Source organism: Streptomyces sp. NPDC046557, from assembly GCF_040645975.1.
Classification (GTDB): Bacteria; Actinomycetota; Actinomycetes; order Streptomycetales; family Streptomycetaceae; genus Streptomyces.
Genome location: NZ_JBEYZH010000014.1, coordinates 35,592 through 57,976, shown reverse-complemented (window position 1 = coordinate 57,976; position 22,385 = coordinate 35,592). Strand labels below are relative to the sequence as shown.

The window sequence follows — 22,385 nt, the reverse complement described above, 5'->3', positions numbered from 1 at the left end:
TCCTCGTACGAGTGAACGGGTAGACGCAACGCCCCTTGATCCGAGCGGAATTGACCCATCCGCGCCCCTTGCTGTGACCTGAGTCACCACTAGCGTGACCGTCATGCGGGCCCCGCGCCCCCAGCGGGCCCTGTGGCGAAGGGAAATTCCATGAAGGTCGGAGTGCTGACGGGCGGCGGCGACTGCCCTGGTCTCAACGCGGTCATCCGGGGCGTCGTGCGCAAGGGCGTCCAGGAGTACGGCTACCGGTTCGTCGGCTTCAAGGACGGCTGGCGCGGACCCGTCGAAGGGGACACCGTCCCCCTCGACATCGCCGCGGTACGGGGCATCCTGCCGCGCGGCGGGACCATCCTCGGCTCCTCCCGCACCAACCCGTTCAAGCAGGAACACGGGGTCCGGCGGATCAAGGAGAACCTCGCCAAGCACGAGGTCGAGGCCCTGGTCGCGATCGGCGGCGAGGACACCCTGGGCGTCGCCGCGCGACTGTTCGAGGAGTACGGCATTCCGTGCGTCGGCGTGCCGAAGACCATCGACAACGACCTGTCGGCCACCGACTACACCTTCGGCTTCGACACCGCCGTCGGCATCGCCACCGAGGCCATCGACCGGCTCCACACCACGGCCGAGTCCCACATGCGGGTCCTGGTCGTCGAGGTCATGGGCCGCCACGCCGGCTGGATCGCCCTGCACTCGGGCCTGGCGGGCGGCGCCAACGTCATCCTCATCCCCGAGCAGCGCTTCGACATGGACCAGGTGTGCGCCTGGGTGACCTCCCGCTTCACGTCGAGCTACGCGCCGATCGTGGTCGTCGCGGAGGGCGCCATGCCCAAGGACGGCGACATGGTCCTCAAGGACACCACCAAGGACTCCTTCGGACACGTCCGACTGTCGGGCGTCGGCGAGTGGCTGGCCAAGGAGATCGAGGCGCGGACCGGCAAGGAGGCCCGTACGACCGTGCTGGGACACGTCCAGCGCGGCGGCACGCCCAGCGCCTTCGACCGGTGGCTGGCCACCCGGTTCGGGCTGCACGCCATCGACGCGGTCCGCGACGGCGACTTCGGCAAGATGGTCGCGCTCAAGGGCACCGACATCGTCCGGGTGCCGATCATCGAGGCCACCTCGAAGCTGAAGACGGTGGACCCGGCGCTGTACGCGGAGGCCGGAGTGTTCTTCGGCTGAGCCGGAGCGCACCCGCGGATCATGGGTCGTATCGTGACGAAACGACCCATGATCCGTCTTTTCCGGGCCCGGCGGGAGCGCACGTGGAGATCCTGGCATTCGGGGTGCAGGCCGACGAGAGGCCGCTGATCGAGAAGGCGTTCGCCGGCCACCACGACGTGCGCTGTCTGGACGTCTTCCTGACCGAGGACACCGCGCCCCTCGCCGCCGGCTACGAGATCGTCTCCACCAGCGTCAACGCCGACCTCGGCGCACGGGTCCTGCGGGCGCTGGCCGACGCCGGGACCAAGATGATCGCCCAGCGCTCCACCGGCTTCGACAACATCGACCTGGACGCCGCCCGGGAACTCGGTCTCACGGTCAGCCGGGTGTCCTCCTACTCGCCCCACTCCGTCGCCGAGTTCGCCTGGGCCCTCGCCCTGGCCGTGAACCGGCGCATCGTCCGCGCGTCGAACCGGACGCGGGACTTCGACTTCCGCCTGGACGGGTTGATGGGCCGGGACATGCGGGGCCGCACCGTCGGCGTCCTCGGCACCGGCAAGATCGGCGAGGCGTTCACCCGGATCGCCCACGGCTTCGGGATGAACCTGCTGGGCTGGGACGTCGAGCCCAACCCCGCCTGCGTGGAGCTGGGCATGCGCTACGTCGACAAGGACGAGCTGTTCGTCGCCTCCGACCTGGTCAGCCTGCACCTGCCGCTCCTCGACACCACGCACCACCTCGTCGACGGCGCGGCCCTGCGACTGATGAAGGACGACGCGATCCTGGTGAACGCCGGCCGGGGCGGTCTGGTGGACACCGAGGCACTGGTCGACGAACTGCGCGACGGGCGTTTCGCGGGGGTGGGGCTCGACGTGTACGAGGCGGAGGCCGGCGTGTTCTTCCTCGACAAGTCCCTGGAGGCCCCGGAAGACGACACGCTGGCGCGCCTGCTCACGTTCCCGCACGTGGTGGTCACCTCCCACCAGGCGTACTACACGCACGACGCGGTCGGACAGATCGTCGGCGCGACGGTGGCCAACGTGGCCGACTACCTGGCCGGCCGCCGCTCCGGGAACACCCTGACACCGGCGGGGTAGGGGCCGCGCGGCCGTCCCGAGCCGCCGCCCCCACCCCGAAGGCCTACGCCGGGGCGCCCGCGCGGACGGACGTCAACAGGTCGCCCAGCAGCTCCGCGCCGCGCAGGGTCAGGACCGACTCCGGGTGGAACTGGACCCCCGCGAAGCCCGCCGCCGAGCGCATGGCGTGCACCTCACCGCTCGCCGGGTCCCGGGCCACCTCGACCCCGCGCGCCGCCAAGCGCTGCGCGTCCCGCTCCGTGCAGTGCGCCGTGTAGGTGTTGTAGAACCCGACCACCTCCGGCTCCCCGAACAGGTCGATCCGCGTCTGCGCCCCCTGCGCGGGCTCCGCCTTGCGGATCAGCGGCAGCCCGAGTTCGGCGGCCAGCAGCTCGTGGCCCAGGCAGACCCCGAGCAGGCCGCCCCGGTGCCCGGCCAGGAGGTCCGCCGCCAGCGCGCGCAACGTCCGCATCTTCGGGTCGGCCGCGTCCGCCGGGTTCCCCGGCCCGGGGCCCAGCACGACCGGGCCCTCCCACGCCAGGTCCGCCCCCCGCAGGCCCGGGTCGTCGAAGTGGCGCACGGTCACCTCCAGTCCGGTCACCCGCAGGACATGGGCCAGCATCGCCGTGAAGGTGTCCTCCCCGTCCACCACCAGCGCGTGACCGGTCGCCCCCGCCGGCCGGTCCTGCATCCGCAGCCAGAACGGCGCCAGGTCGTGCCGCCGGGCCGCGAGGGCCGCCTGCACCCGAGGGTCGGATCCCAAGGCCGCCCCGGCGGACACCGGGCGGGGCGCCGCCGGTCGGACCCCCAGCGCCGCCAGCACCCCGGCCGCCTTGGCGTGGGTCTCGGCCACCTCGCCCGCCGGGTCGGAGTGCCGCACCAGGGTCGCCCCGACCGGCACGCGCAGGGTCCCGTCCGGCGCGATGTCGGCGGTGCGGATCAGGATGGGGGAGTCCAGCGTCTGCGCTCCGGCGCCGTCCCGGCCCAGCAGCGCGAGGGCGCCCGCGTAGTAGCCGCGCCCGCCGCTCTCGTACCGCTCGATCACCCGGCAGGCGTTCTGCACGGGTGAGCCGGTCACGGTGGCCGCGAACATGGTCTCCCGCAGCACCTCGCGGACGTCCAGCGAGGACCGCCCGCGCAGCTCGTACTCGGTGTGCGCGAGGTGCGCCATCTCCTTGAGCCGTGGTCCGACGACGACACCGCCCAAGGCGGCGACCGTGCACATCATCTTGAGTTCCTCGTCGACCACCATCGACAGCTCCTCGGTCTCCTTGCGGTCGCCGAGGAACGCCAGGAGGGATTCGGCCGTGGGTCCCCCGGCGGGATACCGGTACGTCCCGCTGATCGGGTTCATCACGACCGTCCCGCCGGACATCCGCACGTGCACCTCGGGGCTGGCGCCGACCAGCGTCCGCTCCCCGGTGTGGACCAGGTACGTCCAGTACGCGCCGCGCTCGCCCAGCAGCAGCCGCCGGAACAGGGCGAGCGCGTCGGCCCGCCCGAAGCCGTCGATCCGGCCCTCGAAGGTGCGCCGGATGACGAAGTTCGCGCCCTCGCCGCGCCCGATCTCGTCCCGGATCACGCGCTCGACGGTGGCGGCGTACTCCTCGTCGGGGACATCGAAACGGCCGCCCTCGACGCGTACCGCGTGGTCCGGCAGCGCGGCCAGCGCGTCGGCGAGCGGGACCTCGTAGGCGTCCTCGGCGACCAGCACGCTCATCGGGGTCCCGTCGTCGCGCACGTCGAACCCGCGCTCGCGGATCTGCCGGAACGGCACCAGGGCGAGGGTGGGCAGCTCCCGTACGGGCAGGTCGGCGAGGCGCTCGGCCTCGTGGACCGGGCCCAGCAGCACCTCGACGGTGTCGTGGTCCCGGCCGGGGGTGCGGCGGCGCAGCAGGGCGAACGGGGGGCAGGACTCGTCCAGCAGGCGGCTGAGGTCCGTGGTCATGGGGCGGGGCGTCCTTCCGGAGGGAGGGGCGGCCCGCGTCGGCATACGCCGAAGGCCGCCCCTCGGGGCGGCCTTCGTGTCGCTCGTGTCGTTACGTACGCGAGAGCAGCGGGCCGCCGGGAGCGGGCCACCACCAGTTCTGGTTCGAGTGCGCGTACATGCCGCCGAGCCTAGGGGATGACCCGCCGGAGGCGAAGCCTCCGGACCGCGTCCCCCATATCCGGAGACACCCGTCTCACGAAGTGGGCATCGGGCTGGACGTCCCGCGTGACGACGTAATGTGTACGAGGTGACCGTGAACGCTGAAAACCACGCCCCCGCCGTCAAGGCGACCTGGCGAGACCTTCCCGCGGCGCAGCAGCCTTCGTACCCCGATGCCGAGGCACTGCGCGCTGTCGTCGCGGACCTCGAGTCGTATCCGCCCCTGGTGTTCGCGGGTGAGTGCGACCAGCTGCGCGCCCGCTTGGGAGCCGTCGCCAAGGGCGAGGCGTTCCTGCTCCAGGGCGGCGACTGTGCCGAGGCATTCGACGCCGTATCCGCCGACCACATCCGCGCCAAGCTCAAGACGCTGCTCCAGATGAGCGCCGTCCTGACGTACGCGGCCTCCGTGCCCGTCGTCAAGGTCGGCCGCATCGCCGGCCAGTACTCCAAGCCGCGCTCCAAGGACACCGAGACCCGCGACGGCGTCACCCTGCCGACCTACCGCGGTGACTCCGTCAACGGCTTCGCCTTCACCGAAGAGGCCCGGATCCCGGACCCGGAGCGGCTGAAGCGCATGTACCACGCGTCCGCGTCGACGCTGAACCTGGTGCGCGCCTTCACCACCGGTGGTTACGCCGACCTGCGCCAGGTGCACGCCTGGAACCAGGACTTCGTGAAGAACTCCCCGTCCGGGCAGCGCTACGAGCAGCTCGCGCGGGAGATCGACAACGCCCTGAACTTCATGAAGGCGTGCGGCACCGACCCGGCCGAGTTCAAGGCGGTGGAGTTCTACGCCTCCCACGAGGCGCTGCTCCTCGACTACGAGGGCGCGCTGACCCGCACCGACTCGCGCACCGGCAAGCTGTACGACACCTCAGGCCACATGGTCTGGATCGGTGAGCGCACCCGCCAGCTCGACCACGCGCACATCGAGTTCTGCTCGCGGATCGCCAACCCGATCGGCATCAAGCTCGGCCCGACCACCACCGTGGACGAGGCGCTGACGTACATCGACCGCCTGGACCCCGAGCGCGAGCCGGGGCGGCTGACCTTCGTCGTCCGCATGGGCGCCGACAAGGTACGCGACAAGCTTCCCGAGCTGGTCGAGAAGGTCACGGCCTCGGGCGCGACGGTCGCCTGGGTCACCGACCCGATGCACGGCAACACCTTCGAGGCGGCCTCCGGCCACAAGACGCGTCGTTTCGACGACGTGCTCGACGAGGTCAAGGGCTTCTTCGAGGTCCACAAGGCCCTGGGCACCCACCCGGGCGGCATCCACGTCGAGCTCACCGGTGACGACGTCACCGAGTGCGTGGGCGGCGGCGACGAGATCTTCGTCGACGACCTGCACCAGCGCTACGAGACGGCCTGCGACCCGCGCCTCAACCGCAGCCAGTCCCTGGACCTGGCGTTCCTGGTCGCCGAGATGTACCGCGACCAGTAAGCGGCTCGTGACGGTGGGGCGCGGATCCGTGTGATCCGCGCCCCACTGTCGTATCCGGGTCTTTTAGGGGACCCTCACCTTAGGTACGGTTAGGTAAGCCTCACCGAATAGGAGTGGCTCGTCCGACCCCGTCCACTCCCAGGAGGTGAACCGCGTGTACGTCTGCTCGTGCTTCGGGATCACCGACAAGCAGGTCAAGGAACACGCGGAAGCCGGGGCCTGCACCCCCCGGCAGATCGCCTCGGCCACCAAGGCCGGCACCGACTGCGGATCGTGCGTCCGCACCATCCAGGGCCTCCTCGGCCGCGGCGCGTGCCCGCGCCGCGAGCTGCTGGAGAAGGGCCGGACGGCGGCCGTGCTCGCCGCCGAGTCCGCACCGGTGGCCCGGCCCGTGCCGGCGGACGCGGCCTGAGCACCCCGGCCTGACCACCCCGGCAGCGGGCTCAGCTCTCCGGCTGCTCGATCTGCTGGGCGATGTAGAGCGGCTCGCCGATGCTCTCAATGAGCTCCAGCTGCGTGTCGAGGTAGTCGATGTGGTGCTCCTCGTCCGCCAGGATCTCCTCGAAGAGGCGCGCGGAGGTGACGTCGCCCTTGCCGCGCATGACCTCGATGCCGCGCCGCAGGCGGTCGATCGCCTCCACTTCGACCTGCCGGTCCGCCTGGAACATCTCCGTCAGCGTCTGGCCGACGCGCACGTGGAAAAGACGCTGGTAGTTCGGCAGGCCGTCGAGCATGAGGATGCGCTCGGTGATCTTGTCCGCGTGCTTCATCTCGTCGATGGATTCGGCACGGGTGTAGTGGGCGAGCTTCGTCCAGCCCTTGTTGTCCTGGATGCGGTAGTGCAGCCAGTACTGGTTGATGGCCGTGAGCTCGCCGGTCAGCTGCTCGTTGAGAAACTCAAGGACCTCGGGGTCGCCCTGCATCGCAGAGGCTCCTTCCAAGCAATGTCGGCTAGGTGACTGGGCAGTGCGCGCATCCTTCCACCGTCCCCCGGGGCAGTCCAGTAAGTGCCTCCTTAGTGGGAGTTATCGTGACTTGCCCGGATCGGCCCGAAGCTGGTCATGACCACCCCACGGCGTCTGTCACCATGGAGACATGGGTCAGCCGGAAAGCCGGGAATCTCCGGGAGCAGAGCAGTTCGAGCTCCCTCCGGGGCAGCGGTTGCAGCGGGGCTGGCCGGTCACCCACTACGGTCCGGTACCCAAGTTCAAGCCCGACCGCTGGGAGTTCCGCGTCTTCGGGGCCACGGCCGACGGGGAGAAGCACTGCTGGAACCACGAGGAGTTCACGGCCCTGCCGTTCGACTCCGTCGTGGCGGACCTGCACTGCGTGACGAAGTTCAGCATGCAGGGGGCCGAATGGGGTGGCGTGCTCGCGCGGACCGTCCTCGAACTGGCCCCGCCGGCACCGCAGGTCACGCATGTGATGGTGTGGGCCGAGTACGGCTTCAGTTCGAACATGCGATTGGATGATTTCTCCTCGGAGCGGACCGTCTTCGCCACCCACCAGGGTGGCGAACTGCTGACGGCCGAGCACGGTTTCCCCCTGCGGCTCGTGGTGCCGCACCTCTACGCCTGGAAGGGGCCCAAGTGGGTCCGCGGCGTCGAGTACATGACCGCCGACCGGCGAGGCTTCTGGGAGGAGCGGGGGTACCACAACATCGGGGACCCCTGGCGCGAGCAGCGCTACTCGTACCAGGAGGAGCCGGGCGACGGGCCCGAGGTCTAGCTTCCCCCAGGTCCCCGAAGGACCTGGTGGTGGTGCTGGTGGACGACCGCGTGACCCTTGCCGCGGCCGATCATCCACTTGTTCACCGGCGTCGTGACGATGAAGGCCAACGCGAGGGATGGCGCGAGCGTCGTCCAGAACAGCGCGTCCGAGAGGTGCGCGTCCATCGCGCCCGGCCACAGCGCGATCACCCCGTTGTCGATCAGCTCCATCACCGCGATGGAGAGGGTGTCGGCGGCCAGTGCCACCCGGACGGCCGTACGGGTGTCGACGCCCGCGCCGAGGATGCCGCGCAGGGTGAGCGCGTAGCCGAAGAAGAAGGCGAGGGCGATGGCCGCGATCATCGTGGCCGCGTTGCCCCAGCCGAGCGCGGTTCCGATGATCATGCCGAGCACTTCGCCGATGGCGCAGCCGGTGAGGCAGTGCAGGGTGGCCTTGGCGGCCGTGGCCCAGCCGACGGGGGCGGGACCGGAGCTGTCGTGGTGCGCGTGTGCGTGGCCGCCGTGTGCGTGGTCGTGGTGCGCGTGTGCGTGGTCCATCGTCAGCCTCCTGGGGACGCCCGCCTCTTCTCGTGAGGCGGGGCACGTTCCTGCGGATACCGGAACCGTATACCCCCCAGGGGTATTCCCCAGGTGTTATGCGTGCGCCTCGCGCAACTCCTTCAGGAGCGCCACGTCCGCGGCGTGGCCCTCTTTTCCGCCCGGCGTCTCGATGATCAGCGGTACGCCCTCCATCGCGGGATGCGAGAACAGCTCGCCGAACGCCTCCCGCCCGATGTGCCCCTGCCCGATGTTCGCGTGGCGGTCCTTGTGCGCGCCGACGCCCTCCTTGGAGTCGTTGGCGTGGATCAGCTTCAACCGCCCCTCGCCCACCGTGTCCACGAGCAGGTCCAGCGTCTGCTTGGCGCCGCCCGGCTCCGCCAGGTCGTGACCCGCCGCGAAGATGTGGCAGGTGTCCAGGCAGATGCCGAGCTTCGGGTGGTGGTCGAGCGCGTCGAAGTACGGGCCGAAGTCCCAGGTGCGCGAGCACAGGGAAGAGCCCTGCCCGGCGGTGGACTCCAGCAGCAGGAACGGGTCGTCGTCGTGCGTGAGCTCGTCCAGCAGCGGCAGCATGTACTGCCTGACCTGCGCGTACGCCACCTCGCGCGATCGGCCGCCGGTGGCTGAGCCGGTGTGCACGACCACCCCGAGCGCGCCGATCTCCCGGGCGCGACGGAGCGAGTGGCGCAGGGACTCCACCGACTTCTCGACGGTCGCCTCGGTGTGGGAGCCGAAGTTGATCAGGTACGGCGCGTGTACGTAGGCCGGAACGGACGCCGCCGCGCACTGGGCCCGGAACAGCTCGTCCTGCGCCGGGTTCCCGATCGGGGTGGCCCAGCCGCGCGGGTTGGCCACGAAGACCTGGACGGCCTCGGCGCCCATCTCGCGCGCGTACGTCAGGCCGATCGAGGCGAGCCCGCCGGCCACGGGTACGTGGCCGCCCACGGGGTTGCGGCGCGCCGCGGCCCGGTCGGTTGCTTGGTCGGTGGCCCGGTCGACGAGCACTTACAGCCCCTTGGTCCTGATGATGATCGTGCTGCCTTCGGGGGCGCTCTGACCGCCCGACACCGACTGCGCGTCGACCGTGTTGCTGAAGCCGAAGAAGGGACGCTCCACCTTCACCTTGAAGCCCAGGGCCTCCAGTGCCTTGCGGGCCACCTCGGCGTCCTGGCCCGTGACGTTCGGCACCGGCACCGGGCGCGGACCCTTCGACACCGTGAGGGTCACCGTGTCACCAGCCGCGGCCTGGGTACCGGCGGCGGCCGACTGGTTGGCGACCGTACCGGCGGGGGAGGGGGAGTCGACCTGCTCGGCCGCCGTCTCCACCTTCAGGCCGAGGTCCTGGAGCGCGACGCGGGCCTGGTCCACCGGCCGGCCTGCCACGTTCGGGACCTGGATCGGGCGGCCCTTGCTGACGACGATCGCAACCGCCGTGTCGGGCGCGCGCTTCTGGCCGCCCTCCGGGTCGGTGCTGATCACCGCGCCCTGGGGGACGTCCTGACTGAAGGCCTGCGTCACGATGCCGGGTGCGAGCCCGGCCGAGGTCAGCTCCGCCTTGGCGGCGTCCAGCGTCTTGCCCTTGACCGCCGGCACGCTGACGACCTCGGGGCCGCGGGAGAGCGTCAGCGTCACCGCGCCGTTGCCGCGGATGCGCTTACCGCCCTGGGGGTCGGTGTTCATGACCGTGCCGCGGTCGAACACCTCGCTGAACTTGCGGTCCACCCCCTTCACCCCGAGACCGGCCGCCGACAGCTCGGAGCGGGCCTGCTCCTCCGTCTTGCCCAGGAGGTTGGGCACCTTCGTGAACTGGCCCGAATTGATGTACCAGACCCCCACGCCGAGACCGAGGGCCACCAGAACCCCGGCGACGACCAGGTACAGGCCGCGCGGCCGGGACCGGCGGCGGGACCGGGCCGGGGGCGGCGGGGTCGTCAGACGCGAGGTGTGGTGGACGCCGTCGGCCGCAGCCGCGCCCACCGGGGCGACGGGCCGGGGGATGACGCTGGTGCGGTCCTCGCTCGCGGCCCGCTCACCCGGGAGCGCCTGGGGCGGTACCGCGTCCAGCTCGGCCTCGCTCAGCCCGGCGCGGGCCTCCAACGTCAGGCCCAGCAGCGCGGCGGCGTCGGCGGGCCGCAGCCGCGGGTCGCGGGCCGTGGCGTGCGCGACCAGCCCGTCGAGGCCGGCGGGCAGCCCGGGCACGGCGGCCGACGGGGGCGGAACGTCCTCGTTGAGGTGCTGGTACAGCACCTGGGCGGGGGTGCCGCCGGTGTGCGGCTTGCCTCCGGTGAGCATCTCGTAGAAGACGACACCGCAGGCGTACACGTCCACGCGGGTGTCGGTGACGCCGTTCTCGATCTGCTCCGGGGCGAGATACGAGACGGTGCCGAGGACGGAACCGGTGGTGCTGGTGACCGTGTCGACACTGCGGACCAGACCGAAGTCGGCGACCTTCACCCGGCCGTCGTCGCCGATCAGGACGTTCTCGGGCTTCATGTCACGGTGGACGAAGCCCGCCCGGTGCGCGGCGCCGAGGGCGGCGAGGACCGGTTCGAGGATGTCGAGGGCGGCCCGCGGCTGAAGGGCGCCGCGCTGGCGCAGCACGTCGCGCAGGGTGCAGCCGGAGACGTACTCCATCGCCAGGTACGTGTACGGGCCGTCCGTGCCCTGGTCGAAAACGGCGACGACATTGGGGTGCGCGAGGCGGGCCACCGACTTCGCCTCGCGGATGAAGCGGTCGACGAAGGCGGCGTCCGCGGCGAGCGCCGGGTGCATCACCTTGAGCGCGAGGACACGGTCGAGGCGGGTGTCGAGGGCCCGGTAGACCGTGGCCATGCCGCCGGCCGCTATGCGGGCGTCGATGCGGTAGCGGCCGTCGAGCGTCTGCCCGACGAGGGGGTCATCCAGGGTCGTGTCCACCCGGCGATTCTACGAGCCGCCCCGGCGGGCCCTGCCGGTGCGGGTCGCCTTGCAGCCCAGCTGTGACGATGCCGCGTGCGGCGCCTCCGCCCCCGCGGGCCCCGCCCCGGGGCGGGGCCCCCGTACGGGCGCGGACCCGTACCCCCGATCCCGCCCCGCACCCTCAGAACGCCGGCCGTTCCGGGTCGAGGGTGGCGCGGCCGTCCTTCGGGGAGGAGGCTTCCGCGAAGCGGCGCTGGGGGATGCGGCCCGCGCGGTACGCGAGGCGGCCCGCCGTGACCGCGTCCCGCATGGCCGCCGCCATCAGCACCGGCGCCTGCGCGCGGGTCACCGCCGAGGCCAGCATCACCCCGGCGCAGCCCAGCTCCATCGCCAGCGCGGCGTCCGACGCCGTACCGGCCCCCGCGTCCAGGATCACCGGCACGCCCGCCCGCTCCGTGATCAACTCGAAGTTGTGCGGGTTGCGGATGCCCATCCCCGAGCCGATCGGCGAGCCCAGCGGCATGATCGCCGCGCAGCCCACGTCCTCCAGCTTCCGCGCCAGCACCGGGTCGTCGTTCGTGTACGGCAGCACGGTGAAGCCGTCGTCGACCAGGATCTCGGCGGCGTCCAGCAGCTCGACGCCGTCCGGCAGCAGCGTGCGTTCGTCCGCGACGACCTCCAGCTTGATCCAGTCCGTGCCCAGCGCCTCCCGGGCCAGGCGCGCCGTCAGCACGGCCTCGCCCGCCGTGAAGCAGCCCGCGGTGTTCGGCAGCACCGCGATGCCGAGCTTGTCCAGCACCGACAGCACCGAGCCCTGGACCGTCGGGTCCAGCCGGCGCATGGCGACGGTCGTGAGTTCCGTACCGGAGGCGACCAGCGCGCGCTCCAGCACGTCCAGGCTCGGGGCGCCGCCCGTGCCCATGATCAGGCGGGAGGAGAAGCTCCGGCCGCCGAGGGTGAAGACGTCGTCCGCCATGGGTCAGCCTCCCTGCACCGCGGTCAGGACCTCGACCCGGTCGCCGTCGTCCAGCAGGGTGTGCGGCCACCGCCCGCGCGGCACGACCGTCTCGTTGAGGGCCGCGGCGACCCCCTTGGAGGCCGGGGTCAAGGTGGCGACCACCGCGTCGAGCGTGGTGCCGGCCGCGACCTCGCGCGGCTCGCCGTTGACGGAGATGGTCATGCGTACGACTCCTGACGTGCCTCGGTGAACCGGCGCGGGGTGAAGGGGCGGGCGATCTCCGGCAGCGTGCCGGTGGCCAGCAGTTCCGCCATCACGTCGCCGGTGAGCGGGGTCAGCAGCACCCCGTTGCGGTAGTGCCCCGTCGCCAGGTGCAGGCCGGGAAGCGCGGTCGGCCCCAGCAGCGGGGCGTTGTCGGGGGAGCCGGGCCGCAACCCGGCCCGGGTCTCGGTCAGCGGCAGTTCGGTGATGCCCGGTACCAGTTCGTGGGCGTCCCGCAGCAGTTCGTAGACCCCGCCGGCGGTGACGGTGGTGTCCCAGCCCAGCTCCTCGCTGGTCGCGCCGACGACGAGTTCGCCGTTCTCGCGCGGCACGAGGTAGACGTGGCTGCCGCGTACGACCGCCCGTACGGTCCGGGACAGGAACGGCGCGTACGGGGCGGGCACCGTCAGCCGCAGTACCTGGCCCTTCACCGGCCGCACGGGAACCGCCACCTCCGGCGGCACCCCGGGCAACCGACCCGAGAGCGAGCCCGCCGCCAGGACCGTCTGGCCGGCGCGGAGCTCCGTACCGTCGTCGAGCAGGGCGCCGGCGGCCCGGTCGCCGGTGACGAGGAGCCGGGCGGCGGCCGCCCGGTGCACGGCCACACCGGCGCGTTCGCAGGCGGCAAGCAGCGCGGCCGTCAGCCGGCGCGGATCGACCTGGTGGTCGCCGTCGACCCGCAGACCGCCGCGTACGCCCGGGGCCAGCATGGGCTCCAGGCGGCGGCACTCGCGGCCGGTCAGCCACTGCGAGTCCAGGCCGCAGCGGCGCTGGAGGGCGTGCAGCTCCCGCAGGTGGAGGCGGTCGTCGGCGTCGAGCGCGACGGCGAGGGTGCCGCAGGCCCGGTAGCCGATGTCCATGCCGCCGCTCGCCTCGGCGAGTTCGGCGGTGAACTCCGGGTAGCGGGCGGCGGAGGCGACATTGAGCCCGAGCAGGGTCTCCTCGCCGTAGTGCAGTTCGGTGACGGCGGCGAGCATGCCGGCCGCGACCTGGGCGGCGCCGCCGCCGGGGGCCGGGTCGGCCAGTACGGTCCGCAGTCCGCGCCGGGCGGCGCGCCAGGCGGTGACCAGGCCGATGATGCCGCCCCCGATGACGAGGACGTCGGATCCCTTCGGGGATCCCCTCCGAGATGAGTGCATGGGCGTCCAGCCCCTCCCTTCGCCGGCATGACCCGGATCAGGTTCGTACGGTCGGAGGCCGGCCAGCCTCCCTCTCAGCCCGGTGCGTCCGGACTCCCGCGATAGGTACGGTGGCCAGACTAACCCCGCCGCGCATGCCGGGTAAGGCTGCCTCCCCCGGGCATGTTCCTGATGAAACGTCAGGAGATTAGGGTGGGCCGCGTGAGCGAGCAGACGGAACAGACTCAGAGCGGCGTCGTCATCGTCGGTGCCGGAATGGCCGGGGTGCAGACCGCGGTCGCCCTGCGGGAACAGGGCTTCACCGGCCCCGTGACCCTGCTGGGAGCCGAACCCCATCAGCCCTACGACCGGCCCCCGCTGTCCAAGGCGGTGCTGCTCGGCAAGGCCGAGGGCTCCGCCTTCGACGTGGACTTCGAGGCCCTCGGCATCGGCCTGCGGCTCGGCGTCGAGGTCACCGGGCTACGGGCGGACGCGCGCGTTGTGGACACCGAGGCGGGCCCGGTCCCGTACGACGTCCTGGTCCTGGCGACCGGCGCCCGCCCGCTGACCCTGCCCGGCTCCGACGGGGTCCCCGGCGTGCACCTGCTGCGCACGCTGGACGACGCGACCCGGCTGCGGCCGGTGCTCGCGGCGGCGCCGCCGGTGGTGGTGGTCGGGGCCGGGTGGATCGGCGCGGAGTTCGCGACGGCGGCCCGGGAGGCGGGCTGCGCGGTGACCGTGGTCGAGGCGGCGGAGCGGGTGCTGGCCGGTGCCGTGCCGGCGGAGGTCGCCGAGCCCATGGGGCGCTGGTACGCCGAGGCGGGCACGGAGCTGCTGACCGGGGCCCGGGTGGCGTCCGTGGAGGAGGGTCGGGTCCACTTGGCGGACGGGCGGACGCTGGAGGCGGGCGCGGTCGTCGTCGGCGTCGGGGCGCGGCCGGCGACGGACTGGCTCGCCGGATCCGGGGTCGAGCTGGGCGCGGACGGTTCGGTCACCGCCGACTCCCGGCTGCGGACCTCCGTGCCGGGCGTGTACGCGGTGGGGGACTGCGCGTCGTTCCCGTCGGCGCGGTACGGGGAGCGGCTGCTGGTCCATCACTGGGACAACGCGCTCCAGGGCCCGAGGGTGGTCGCGGCCAACGTGGTCGCGGGGGAGGCGGTGGAGACCGAGCCCTACGACCCGGTGCCGTACTTCTGGTCGGAGCAGTTCGGGCGGTTCGTGCAGTACGCGGGGCACCACGGCGGGGCGGACGAGATGGTGTGGCGCGGCGATCCCGCGGGCGCGTCGTGGTCGGTGTGCTGGCTGCGGGACGGGGCGCTGGTGGCGGTCCTGGCGGTGGGGCGGCCCCGGGACCTGGCTCAGGGGCGCCGGCTGATCGAGGCCGGCACGGTGCTCTCCGCGGCCGCGGTCTCCGACTCCGACACCCCGCTCAAATCGGCGTCGGTCTGACCCGGCCCCAACCCGGACGGGGTGGCCCAGGTACCGGCGGCGAGTCCGAGATGGCAGGCTTGTGCCCGTGACCGAGATTGACGCAAAGATCGATGCCCTTGTCCCCGCCTGGCTCTACCTCCCCGACATCGCAGAGATGCTCGACATCGAAGTGACCCGGGTCCGCCAGCTGGTCAAGGAAGGTCAGCTGCTCGCGGTGCGCCGCGGTGAGAACCGCTCCCTCCAGGTCCCCGCCCCCTTCATCGACGGCGACAAGATCGTCAAGGGCCTCACCGGTCTGCTGACCGTGCTCCGTGACGACGGCTTCTCCGACGAGGAGATCCTGGAGTGGATGTTCACCCCCGACCCGACCCTCCCCGGCACCCCCGCGCAGGCGCTGAGCGAGAATCGTGGCACGGAGGTGAAGCGCCGCGCTCAGGCGCTCGCCCTCTGATTCCACAGGCACTGATCCACAGGCGCTGATCCACACGGTGTACGGGCCACCCGCGGCCCGTACACCGCCACGACCACCGGGGGTACACCCATGCTGCTGTCCGACGCCCGGCTCTACCTGTGCACGGACGCCCGCAAGCGGCAGGGTGACCTCCCCGAGTTCCTCGACGCCGCCCTGGCCGGCGGCGTGGACATCGTCCAGCTCCGCGACAAGGGCATGGAGGCCGGCGAGGAACTCGAACACCTCCGGGTCTTCGCCGAGGCCGCCCGCCGCCACGGCAAGCTGCTCGCCGTCAACGACCGTGCCGACGTCGCGCACGCCATCGGCTCCGACGTGCTCCACCTCGGCCAGGGCGACATCCCCGTCCCCGCCGCCCGGGCGATCCTCGGCCGGAAGGTCCTCGTCGGCCGCTCCTGCCACGGCGAGTCCGAGGTCGACGCGGCCGTCGCCGAGCCCGGCGTGGACTACTTCTGCACCGGCCCCTGCTGGCCCACCCCCACCAAGCCCGGCCGCTACGCCCCGGGCCTCGACCTCGTCCGGTACGCGGCCTCCCTGCGCCAGGACCGCCCCTGGTTCGCCATCGGCGGCATCGACGCCACGAACCTGGACCAGGTGCTCGACGCCGGGGCCACCCGCATCGTGGTCGTACGGGCCATCACCGAGGCGACCGACCCCGGCGCCGCCGCCAACGAGCTCGCCAAGCGGGTCCGCGAGCGCGCCTGACCGGCCGACGACCTCCCGCCGCCACGGGTGTCCAAAAAGCTGTCCAATTGGCGGACCGGGCTACGGCGGGTGCCCACCCCCGTCTAACCTGCCCGTATGGCCTTTGGTACCGCTTCCACCTGGTCGGACCGTGCACACACGGTCCGCGACCTCCTCGCGTCCGGGCGCTCGTACTCCTTCGAGTTCTGGGCCCCCAAGACCGAGAAGGGCGAGCGCAACCTGTGGAACGCGCTGCGCCGGATCGAAGCGGTGGCCCCCGGCTTCGTCTCCGTCACCTACGGAGCCGGCGGCTCCACCCGCGGCGGCACCGTCCGCGCCACCGAGCAGATCGCCGCGAACACCACCCTGACCCCCGTCGCGCACCTCACCGCCGTGGACCACTCCATCGCGGAGCTGCGCCACGTCATCGGACAGTTCGCCGACGCGGGGATCCGCAACATGCTCGCGCTGCGCGGTGACCCGCCGGGCGACCCCATGGGCCCCTGGGTCAAGCACCCGGAGGGCGTGGACTACGCCGCAGACCTCGTGCGCCTGCTCAAGGAGTCCGGCGACTTCTGCGTGGGCGTCGCGGCCTTCCCCGAGATGCACCCCCGCTCCGAGGACTGGGACACGGACATCCGGCACTTCGTGGACAAGTGCCGTGCCGGCGCCGACTACGCCATCACGCAGATGTTCTTCGACCCGGAGAATTATCTGAGGCTGCGTGACAGCGTGCAGAAGGCGGGCTGTGAGACCCCGATCATCCCCGAGGTCATGCCTGTTGTGGGGATCAAGCAGTTGGACCGACTGCCCCAGCTCAGCAACGCCGTCTTCCCCGAGGCGGTAAAAGACCGCATGCTCGCGGTCAAGGACGACCCGGCGGCTGTACGCTCCATTGGCATCGAGTTCGCCACGGAGTTCTGCGCGCGGCTGCTGTCCGAGGGTGTCCCGGGGCTGCACTTCATCACGCTGAACAATTCCACGGCGACTCTCGAGATCTACGAAAACCTGGGTCTGCACCAGCGGGCCTGATCGGCCGGCCCCCGTTTCCCGCGCGGTCGGCCGTACGAGAGGGGCCATGCATGGGAATGACGGTCCTCTACATCGCGTTCGGCTTCGTCGCGTTGTGGCTGCTTGCCGAGGTCCTGATGCAGTACAAGGCCCGGCTCCGCTGGCGCCTGCTCGCCTTCGCCGGCTTCGTCGGCGTGGTCGCCGGGGTGGTGCTGCCGTCGGTGCTGGTCATCGCCGTCGGCGCGAGCGCTTTCGCGGTGGGCCAGACCCTGGTGACGCTCTCCTTCCGCAAGGGCTTCGTGGCCGGTTGGGCGCTGCGCCGGGGCGGGGAGCCGGTGCGCAAGGGCGGACGCCGCCGCAGTGGCGGCGCCCCGCGACCGCCGCGTCCGGAGCCCGCGCTGGAGGTGACGGCGCTGGAGTACGGCGCCGAGCGCGACCTGCCCGAGTACGAGGCGTCGTCCGGGCACCAGACGGCGGACCGGGACGCGTTGGACGCGGGGGACGAGGACGTGTTCACCCCGCAGCCCGTGCCCGAGGAGACCGGCTCCTACGGCATACAGAGTTTCGCGCCCCAGGCGGCGGCGTACTCCGAACACCCCGCCGAGACGGCCGCCTTCGCCCCGCCGTTCACCTCGCCCGAGCAGGACGCCCACCAGTTCGCCGCCTACTACGACCCGCAGAACCAGGGCGGTTACGACTACTCCGCGGGCTACCCGGGAGCCGAACAGCAGGTCTACGCCGCCTACTCGGACCCGTACATCGGCACCGGCGGCGGCGTCGCCCCGCAGCAGTACGACTACACCGCGTACGGCGACTACGGCCGGCAGCAGTACTCCATGGACACCCCTCCCGGCGGGGTCTGGGTGCCGCAACAGCGGGACGCCGCCCAGCCCTACCCGCCGGAGGACCAGCAACCCCCACAGCAGCCGCAGGGCTACCCGTACCAGGGCGACCCGGGCGAGTACGGCCAGTACCGCTACTGAGCCCCCCGGGCTGTCGTCAGCGGGAGCCGCGGAAGCCGGCGCCCTCCACGATCAGCCCGGCCACCAGGGCGCCGGTCATTCCCGCGTGCGGGAGGCCGCCGCCCGGGTGGGCCCAGCCGCCCGCGAGGTACAGGCCGGGCAGGGCGGTGGTGTTCGCGGGGTAGAGCAGCCGCCCGCCGGCCCCGGCCAGCGCGGGCGCCGGGACCGCGCCGTCCTCCGCGCCCGTGACGTCGGCGATGTCGGCCGGGGTGCGCAGCTCGTGCCACAGCAGCCGCTCCCGCAGCCCGGGCACGGCGCGGGCGGCCGCCGCCAGCAGGTCCTCGGCCGAAGGCGCCGCTGCGGCATCCACGACGGCCTGTACGGTGACGGCCTCGTGCTCCGGGTCGGGCGCCGTGGCCGGGTCGTCCGGGCGCAGCACGGTGACGCCGGCCCCCGCCAGGGTGCGGTGCACGGCATCCGCCGGGCGGGCCCCGCGCAGGGCCAGGAACAGGGTGGAGCGGGAGCGCAGGCCCGCACCGCCGCGGGCGGGCGTGGAACCGGGAGCGAGCGGGATCGCCAGTGCCCTCGGGTCCACTCCGCACACCACCGCGTCGGCCTCCGCCACCTCACCGTCGGCCAGCAGCAGCCCGGCGGCCCGTCCGTCGCGCTGTACGACCTCCCGCACCTCGGAGCCGAAGACGAAGTCGACCTTCCGCTCACGGCACCGCTCGTGGACGGCGGTGGCCAGCGCCCGCATTCCGCCGCGCACGTACCAACTCCCGAAGGTCTGCTCCATGTACGGCAGCACCGCCGCGGCGGCGGGCGCGGTCGCGGGGTCCACCCCGTAGGCGAGCACCCGCTCGGCGAGCAGGTCGCCCAGCGGGCCGCCCAGTTCGCGCGCGGCGATTTCGGCGAGGGTGGGCGGCCGGCGTCGCAGCAGGCCGCTCTTGCGCACCGCGGGGTAGGGGTCCGCGCCCAGCACCTGCCAGTCGGGCCACAGCGGCTCTTCCAGCAGGGGTCGGCGGGTGGCGTTCCAGGCGTCCCGGGCGCGGCCGAGCACCGCGCTCCAGCGGTCCCCGGCGCCGGTGCCGAAGGCGTCGTCCAAGACGGCCGCCGCGCCGCCGCGCGAGGCGTTGGGCAGGGTCACCGCCGCACCGTCGGGCAGTACGTGCCGAACTGCCGGGTCGACTTGGACGAGCTCGACGCACTCCTCCAGGGGCCGCTTGCCGGTCTTCACGAAGAGGTCGCGGTAGACGGCGGGCAGGTGCAGCAGTCCGGGGCCGGTGTCGAAGGCGAAGCCGTCGCGCTCGTACCGTCCGACGGCGCCGCCGTACGTGCTCGTGCGCTCGTACACCGTCACCTGGTGGCCCGCCACGGCCAGCCGGGCCGCCGTCGCCATCGCGCCCATGCCGGCGCCGATCACCGCAATTCGTGCCATGCGGGGAGCCTACCGAGCGCCGCGCACACGGACCGAGCCAGGTCAGTCCCGTTAAGCCCGGGTCAGTCGAGACCGGCCCGGGTCGGTCGCGGTCAGTACGGCGGGACGCCGGCGGTCCGGCGGGTTTCGGCCGCGAGCCGCTTCTCCTCGCGGCGCCGGGCCCGGCGGCGCAGGTAGCGGCGGATACGGGTCCAGAGGTAGATCACCAGGGCCAGGCCCGAAGCGAGCAGGACGGCGGCGATGACGGCCGCCGCCCACGGGTAGAACATCGCGAAGGTGACGACGCCGGCCACGCCGAGGTCCTCGGCGGTGCTGAGCGCGATGTTGCTGAACGGCTCCGGCGATGTGTTGACCGCCATGCGGGCGCCCGCCTTGACGAGGTGGCTGGCCAGTGCTGTGGAGCCGCCGATCGCACCGGCCGCGATGTGGGAGAGCGAGCCGCTCTGCCCGGCCAGCAGGGCGCCGACCACCGCCCCCGCGACGGGGCGGATCACCGTGTGGACGGAGTCCCACACGGAGTCCACGTACGGGATCTTGTCGGCCACGGCCTCGCAGAGGAACAGCACGGCCGCGACGATCAGGACGTCGGGGCGCTGGAGGGAGGCCGGAACGTCGTCGCTCAGCCCGGTCGCGCCGAAGACGCCGAGCAGGAGGACCACCGCGTAGGCGTTGATCCCGCTGGCCCAGCCGCTGGTGAAGACCAGGGGGAGGACGGTCATCGGGCCATCATGCCGCAGGGCCGGGCGCGCCGGGCGCGGCCGCAGGGCCGGGCGCGCCGGGCGCGAGCGGGCCGTATGGGAGCGGGCCGTATGCGTGAGGGACGGCCGCCATCCGGCGGCCGTCCCTCACGAAGCCATACGGGGTCACTGCCCCTGATCGTCCCGGCGGCGCTGCCACCGTTCCTCGATGCGGGTCATCATGGACCGACGCTGCCGGTTCTGCCCGCGGGCCGAACCACCTGCACTTCCGGAGACGGGCTGCTCGCCAGGCTTCGGGGCTCTGCGCCACCCGGTGACGACCAGGACCGTGCAGGCCAGCATGACGAGGAATCCCACCACGCTGATCCAGAGCACGCTCTGCCAGATCACACCGGTCATGAGGAGCGCGATACCCACCACAATGCCTGCGACTGCCTGGTAGACCCGTCGCCGGGTGTACGTACGCAGTCCGCTTCCCTCAAGCGCTGTCGCGAACTTGGGGTCTTCGGCGTACAGCGCTCGCTCCATCTGCTCGAGCATTCGCTGCTCGTGCTCCGAGAGCGGCACGGGAGTCCTCCTCATCCGTCGGTCGCGGGGGGAGCGACCAGGGGTCCCTTTCAGGATAGGCGGGGAATCGCCCCCGTGACACCCGCCCTCTACGCCAGGTTCGAAAAAGCACCGCCTGGAAAAGCACTGCCGGAAAGGCGCGCCTCGAACGAGCGCAGCGCCAGACCGCACCGCCGCGGGCGTGGTCATTGAGGCGCTTATTCCCCGATGACCGTTCCGCCATGCCGACCGGTGCACTCGATCATACGGTGACGGCGGCCCGTTCGGAGGGTGTCCGGCGAACCCCGCTCACGAGAGCTCCGCAGATCAGGCGGGCTTCTCGCCCAGGACGTGCAACTGCGTGGCGACCGCGTGGAAGGCCGGCAGCTCGGCGGCGGCCTCCTCCAGACGCAGCAGCGCCTCCACCGCCCCCGGCTCGGTGTCCACCAGCACACCGGGGACGAGGTCGGCGAAGATCCGGACGCCGTGCACCGAGCCGACGTCGAGTCCGGCTCCACCCACCACCTCGGACAGCTGCTCGGCGGTGAAGCGGCGCGGTACGGGGTCGCCCGCGCCCCAGCGGCCGGCCGGGTCGGTCAGGGCGGTGCGGGCCTCGGTGAAATGCCCGGCCAGCGCGCGGGCCAGTACGGCTCCGCCGAGGCCGGCGGCGAGCAGGCTGAGGACACCGCCGGGGCGCAGGGCGGCGACCGCGTTGGCCACACCCTCGGCCGGGTCGTCCACGTACTCCAGCACGCCGTGGCACAGCACGACGTCGTACGCGTCCCGCTCGACCACGTCCAGGAGGCCCTGGGCGTCACCCTGCACGCCGCGCACCAGATCGGCGACGCCCGCCTCGGCGACCCGGCGCTCCAGCCCGAACAGGGCGTTCGGGCTGGGGTCGACCACGGTGACGCGGTGGCCCAACCGGGCCACCGGTACCGCGAACTTGCCGGTGCCGCCGCCGGTGTCCAGTACGTCCAACACGTCCCGGCCGGTCGCCTTCACCCGGCGGTCGAGGACCTCCTTGAGGACCTCCCACACCACGGCGGTGCGGAGCGAGGCGCGGGGGCGGGAAGTGTCCGACACGACTGATGACTCCTCGGCGTAGGGGCACGTCCCAGCGGTAGCTGGGGGAGGGTGAAGCGGTGCAGGCCCCACCCTATTGCCTCCCGCAGCCGGGCAGGTCATCCCGCCTGCGGACGCTCCGACCGGGGTTGCGGCAGACCCTGCCGGCCGCCCGGGGCGACGGGCCGCAGCGCCAACATCCGCTCGACCAGGCGCAGGAACATGCCCACCTCGCGGACCAGGTCGTCGGCGTCCCGGCCGGTCGCCGCATCCGGTATGCCGGCCTCCGCCCGGGCCCGACGGGCGGCGCCCGAGGCGAACAGCGCACTCCACTCCGTCAGCTCCGGCGCTATCTCCGGCAGTACCTCCCACGCGCTGCGGATGCGAGGTCGCCGCCGCGGGTTCACCGGCTCGGGCCTGCCGCGGGCGGCGAGGACGGCCGCCGCCGCGCGCAGGGCGGCGAGGTGGGCGGTGGCGTACCGCTCGTTGGGCCGGGGCAGAAGGGCAGCCTCGGCCAGGCCGTCATGGGCCTTGGCGAGCAGGTCGAGGGCGGCCGGTGGGGCCGCCGACTTCCTCGGGACGGGGTGGACAGGGGACGGGGACGGTGTGGCCATGACGAACCTCCTGTCGATGCGTACTGCTGCGAACCGCTGGATGGTGCCGGGCAACTGTTCCGCTGCCTGTTCCCCATCGTGACGGGCCCCACTGACAATCGCGCTGACCTGCGGTTTGTCGCCAAGGTGGCCATT

General features: G+C 72.4%; 23 protein-coding genes and 1 riboswitch. Of the genes, 10 read left to right on the top strand and 13 right to left on the bottom strand.

Annotated features, from left to right (window positions below):
- Positions 1–150 precede the first annotated feature (150 nt).
- Positions 151–1,179, top strand: a complete 1,029-nt coding sequence (locus ABZ934_RS22450; RefSeq protein WP_361315975.1) for a 6-phosphofructokinase — start codon at positions 151–153, stop codon at positions 1,177–1,179.
- Positions 1,180–1,262: 83 nt separating this feature from the next.
- Positions 1,263–2,258, top strand: coding sequence for a 2-hydroxyacid dehydrogenase (locus ABZ934_RS22445; protein WP_361315972.1), 996 nt, complete (start codon positions 1,263–1,265; stop codon positions 2,256–2,258).
- A gap of 43 nt (positions 2,259–2,301) precedes the next feature.
- Here ABZ934_RS22445 and ABZ934_RS22440 read toward each other — a convergent pair whose 3' ends face one another.
- Positions 2,302–4,185, bottom strand: a complete 1,884-nt coding sequence (locus ABZ934_RS22440; RefSeq protein ID WP_361315970.1) for an anthranilate synthase family protein — start codon at positions 4,183–4,185, stop codon at positions 2,302–2,304.
- Between the two features lie 289 nt (positions 4,186–4,474).
- Here ABZ934_RS22440 and ABZ934_RS22435 point away from each other — a divergent pair, with 289 nt between their 5' ends.
- Entirely contained in the window at positions 4,475–5,830 is a 1,356-nt protein-coding gene (locus ABZ934_RS22435; RefSeq protein ID WP_361315968.1) for a class II 3-deoxy-7-phosphoheptulonate synthase, read from the top strand.
- Between the two features lie 145 nt (positions 5,831–5,975).
- The gene (locus ABZ934_RS22430; protein WP_361315965.1) at positions 5,976–6,242 is read left to right on the top strand and encodes a (2Fe-2S)-binding protein; all 267 of its coding nucleotides are present in this window, start codon (positions 5,976–5,978) and stop codon (positions 6,240–6,242) included.
- A gap of 31 nt (positions 6,243–6,273) precedes the next feature.
- On the opposite strand, the gene bfr is transcribed toward ABZ934_RS22430, so the two are convergent.
- Positions 6,274–6,753, bottom strand: a complete 480-nt coding sequence (bfr, locus tag ABZ934_RS22425; RefSeq protein ID WP_190182156.1) for a bacterioferritin — start codon at positions 6,751–6,753, stop codon at positions 6,274–6,276.
- A 172-nt stretch (positions 6,754–6,925) separates the two neighbouring features.
- On the opposite strand from bfr, the gene ABZ934_RS22420 reads away from it, so the two are divergent.
- The gene (locus ABZ934_RS22420; RefSeq protein WP_361315962.1) at positions 6,926–7,558 is read left to right on the top strand and encodes a sulfite oxidase-like oxidoreductase; all 633 of its coding nucleotides are present in this window, start codon (positions 6,926–6,928) and stop codon (positions 7,556–7,558) included.
- Here the strand turns inward: ABZ934_RS22420 and ABZ934_RS22415 are convergent.
- From ABZ934_RS22415 to thiO, 6 genes are all read right to left on the bottom strand, one after another.
- A complete protein-coding gene (locus ABZ934_RS22415; protein WP_361315960.1) occupies positions 7,555–8,097 on the bottom strand; it encodes a DUF4396 domain-containing protein in 543 nt (180 codons plus the stop codon). The genes ABZ934_RS22420 and ABZ934_RS22415 overlap by 4 nt on opposite strands.
- Before the next feature lie 96 nt (positions 8,098–8,193).
- Positions 8,194–9,102 (bottom strand): deoxyribonuclease IV, encoded by a 909-nt coding sequence (locus ABZ934_RS22410; protein WP_361315958.1) that lies wholly within the window; start codon positions 9,100–9,102, stop codon positions 8,194–8,196.
- Positions 9,103–11,013: a Stk1 family PASTA domain-containing Ser/Thr kinase gene (gene pknB / locus ABZ934_RS22405; protein ID WP_361315956.1), complete on the bottom strand. Its 1,911-nt coding sequence runs from the start codon at positions 11,011–11,013 to the stop codon at positions 9,103–9,105.
- A 163-nt stretch (positions 11,014–11,176) separates the two neighbouring features.
- Positions 11,177–11,971 (bottom strand): thiazole synthase, encoded by a 795-nt coding sequence (locus ABZ934_RS22400; RefSeq protein ID WP_361315954.1) that lies wholly within the window; start codon positions 11,969–11,971, stop codon positions 11,177–11,179.
- Between the two features lie 3 nt (positions 11,972–11,974).
- Positions 11,975–12,175: a sulfur carrier protein ThiS gene (gene thiS, locus ABZ934_RS22395; RefSeq protein WP_361315951.1), complete on the bottom strand. Its 201-nt coding sequence runs from the start codon at positions 12,173–12,175 to the stop codon at positions 11,975–11,977.
- On the bottom strand, positions 12,172–13,353 hold the full coding sequence (gene thiO, locus ABZ934_RS22390; protein ID WP_361315949.1) for a glycine oxidase ThiO: 1,182 nt from the start codon (positions 13,351–13,353) through the stop codon (positions 12,172–12,174). Before thiO ends, thiS begins: the two co-directional genes overlap by 4 nt.
- Positions 13,351–13,463, bottom strand: a riboswitch (TPP riboswitch). Its footprint overlaps the gene before it by 3 nt.
- A 91-nt stretch (positions 13,464–13,554) precedes the next feature.
- Here thiO and ABZ934_RS22385 point away from each other — a divergent pair.
- From ABZ934_RS22385 to ABZ934_RS22365, 5 genes are all read left to right on the top strand, one after another.
- Positions 13,555–14,781, top strand: a complete 1,227-nt coding sequence (locus ABZ934_RS22385; RefSeq protein ID WP_361315947.1) for an FAD-dependent oxidoreductase — start codon at positions 13,555–13,557, stop codon at positions 14,779–14,781.
- 67 nt (positions 14,782–14,848) lie between these two features.
- On the top strand, positions 14,849–15,214 hold the full coding sequence (locus tag ABZ934_RS22380) for an Rv2175c family DNA-binding protein (RefSeq protein ID WP_136215209.1): 366 nt from the start codon (positions 14,849–14,851) through the stop codon (positions 15,212–15,214).
- Positions 15,215–15,304: 90 nt separating this feature from the next.
- Complete coding sequence (gene thiE / locus ABZ934_RS22375; RefSeq protein WP_361315944.1) at positions 15,305–15,937, top strand: thiamine phosphate synthase; 633 nt, start codon at positions 15,305–15,307, stop codon at positions 15,935–15,937.
- A gap of 96 nt (positions 15,938–16,033) precedes the next feature.
- Entirely contained in the window at positions 16,034–16,948 is a 915-nt protein-coding gene (metF, locus tag ABZ934_RS22370) for a methylenetetrahydrofolate reductase [NAD(P)H] (RefSeq protein ID WP_361315942.1), read from the top strand.
- Between the two features lie 50 nt (positions 16,949–16,998).
- Entirely contained in the window at positions 16,999–17,910 is a 912-nt protein-coding gene (locus tag ABZ934_RS22365) for a hypothetical protein (protein ID WP_361315939.1), read from the top strand.
- 16 nt (positions 17,911–17,926) lie between these two features.
- On the opposite strand, the gene ABZ934_RS22360 is transcribed toward ABZ934_RS22365, so the two are convergent.
- The 5 genes from ABZ934_RS22360 to ABZ934_RS22340 all read right to left on the bottom strand — a co-directional run bounded on the left by ABZ934_RS22360 (position 17,927) and on the right by ABZ934_RS22340 (position 22,250).
- Positions 17,927–19,327: an NAD(P)/FAD-dependent oxidoreductase gene (locus ABZ934_RS22360; protein ID WP_361315936.1), complete on the bottom strand. Its 1,401-nt coding sequence runs from the start codon at positions 19,325–19,327 to the stop codon at positions 17,927–17,929.
- Between the two features lie 92 nt (positions 19,328–19,419).
- The gene (locus ABZ934_RS22355; protein WP_361315934.1) at positions 19,420–20,046 is read right to left on the bottom strand and encodes a DUF4126 domain-containing protein; all 627 of its coding nucleotides are present in this window, start codon (positions 20,044–20,046) and stop codon (positions 19,420–19,422) included.
- A gap of 144 nt (positions 20,047–20,190) precedes the next feature.
- Positions 20,191–20,592 (bottom strand): DUF3040 domain-containing protein, encoded by a 402-nt coding sequence (locus tag ABZ934_RS22350; RefSeq protein WP_361315931.1) that lies wholly within the window; start codon positions 20,590–20,592, stop codon positions 20,191–20,193.
- Positions 20,593–20,898: 306 nt separating this feature from the next.
- Complete coding sequence (locus ABZ934_RS22345; RefSeq protein ID WP_361315928.1) at positions 20,899–21,657, bottom strand: methyltransferase; 759 nt, start codon at positions 21,655–21,657, stop codon at positions 20,899–20,901.
- Positions 21,658–21,755: 98 nt separating this feature from the next.
- Entirely contained in the window at positions 21,756–22,250 is a 495-nt protein-coding gene (locus ABZ934_RS22340) for an SAV_6107 family HEPN domain-containing protein (RefSeq protein ID WP_361315926.1), read from the bottom strand.
- Between the last annotated feature and the right edge of the window lie 135 nt (positions 22,251–22,385).